Consider the following 1883-nt stretch of genomic DNA (forward strand, 5'->3'; position numbering starts at 1 on the left):
GGTGGTGTTAAAGGCGACGTGATTGGTCGAGCCGCGCGGATTGTACGGGTCGAGCATCGCCTTGACGATGGGCTCGCCGCCGGCGCTCGCCTCGCGCACGATGCCAGCATAGATCAGGTTGGCCGCCTTGTCGGCGATCTCGGCATAGGTCAGCATACCGATTTTGGTGCCGCCGACCGTCTTCAGATGATCCCTGATCCAGCGCCGGGTGATCGGCTGGACGAGGTTGTAGAGGTGATAGGGCGGGTCCTGGTCGCCGTCACGGAAATAGCGCTCAACCAATCGTTTGGTCAGATGCACGGCGACCGTATTCGGTCGCATCTCGTCCAGCGCGTCCGGAGAGATGTCGTGGCCTTCGCCGACCAGTCCTTCAAGCCTTGTCTCGCAAGGCCCAACCAATTCCGGCGTGAGCGTCAGTGTCGAATCTGCGTTGAAGGTCGCCTGGATGCGGTCCGGCGGAAGCTCGGTGCGGTAACCCGCAACGCGCGGAAAGCGGATGGCGAGGCGCTCGCGCTCACGGACGGCCGCGACGCGCGTGACGGGCTTCGGCGGCTTCTTCGTGACTGTCTGCGGCTCGGTGGCGAAGTCGAAGGGAATGCCGAGAATGTCGGCATACTCCGTCTCGAATAACTGGGTTTCGGGGTTCAGTTCATAGGATTGGCGGCGCAGGCCGCGGCCGATCACCTGCTCGCACAGAAGCTGGGTGCCGAAGGCGCGCACGCCGAGGATGTGGGTGACGGTGTTGGCGTCCCATCCTTCGGTAAGCATCGAGACGGAGACGACGCAGCGGATCTGCTCGCCAAGGCGGCCCTTCTGGCCGACCGTGTTCATCACCTCGCGCAGGAGCTCGCTGTCGGAGATGTTCCCGGCAGCAGCGCCCTCGCGTTCCTGCTTCTCGCGGCGGAACTGCTCGATTTCTCCCGCAGCCATGTCGCGGAACGTCGCGTCTAGCGCCTCACCGGACTCGATCTGCTGGGAATCGATCAGCAGTGTGTTCATGCGGGGCAGTGGTTCGCCGGTCGCCTTGTCGTAATTGCTGAACAGCCCAAGATGCCCATGATGGATGGTCTGCAACTGATCTTCGCGCTCGCGCTGCCAGCCGGAAACCCATTCGTAGACGAGCTTCGAGCTGGCAGTGTTGTTGCACACCACGATGAAGACGGGCGGCACGCCGATGCCGGCGCGTTGCCATTCCTCGAATTCCTTTTCGTAGTGGCTGTAGAGGGAGATCAACGCGGTCTGGAGCTGTGCCGGGATCGAGAACGGGTCGAGCTCGCCCGATTTGCCCGCGCCCTTCTTCGGCATCGCCTTGCCGATGTGATCCCACAGGTTTCGATAGACGGGCGTTTCGGCGTTCACCGCATTGTCGGCGACGGGCACGCGCGGCAGCTTGACGATGCCGCCCTCGATCGCATCGACGAGAGAGAAATCCGACACCACCCAGGGAAACAGCGTGCCTTCCTCGTAGCCTGAGCCGCGCAGGAAGAAGGGCGTGGCTGAGAGGTCGTAGACTGCGCGCAGGCCTACCTTGCGCTTCAGCGCCTCCAGGCCGGAGATCCAGAGCCGGGCGGCCTCGTTGTTCTTCTTCGCTTCCTCCTTCTCCTCGCCCTTCGCTTCGGCCTCCTCGTCGGTGCCGGGTCGCTCGCGGTAGCAGTGGTGCGCCTCGTCGTTGATGACGACGATGTTCTTCAGGGGGAGGAGTTCGCCACAGGCGCGCTGCAGCATCTCGCCCTCGGTCTCCTGCTTTTCGATCGGCTGCCCGGTGCGTCCCTGCATCAGCCGTTCGCCAACCGGGTTCAGGTCGTGCGCCTTGCGGCGCTGGAAGGAATGGTAGTTGGTTATGACGATCTTGGCCTTGCCAAGGCCGGTCATCAGCTCGGCGG

General features: G+C 63.5%; 1 pseudogene. It reads right to left on the reverse strand.

Features of this window, described 5'->3' with window-relative positions:
* Positions 1-1872, reverse strand: a pseudogene (locus tag EN749_RS35005) (restriction endonuclease); the annotation flags it as partial.
* Positions 1873-1883: the final 11 nt, after the last annotated feature.

The sequence above is a fragment of the Mesorhizobium sp. M7A.F.Ca.ET.027.02.1.1 genome (assembly GCF_004022985.1).
Lineage (GTDB): Bacteria > Pseudomonadota > Alphaproteobacteria > Rhizobiales > Rhizobiaceae > Mesorhizobium.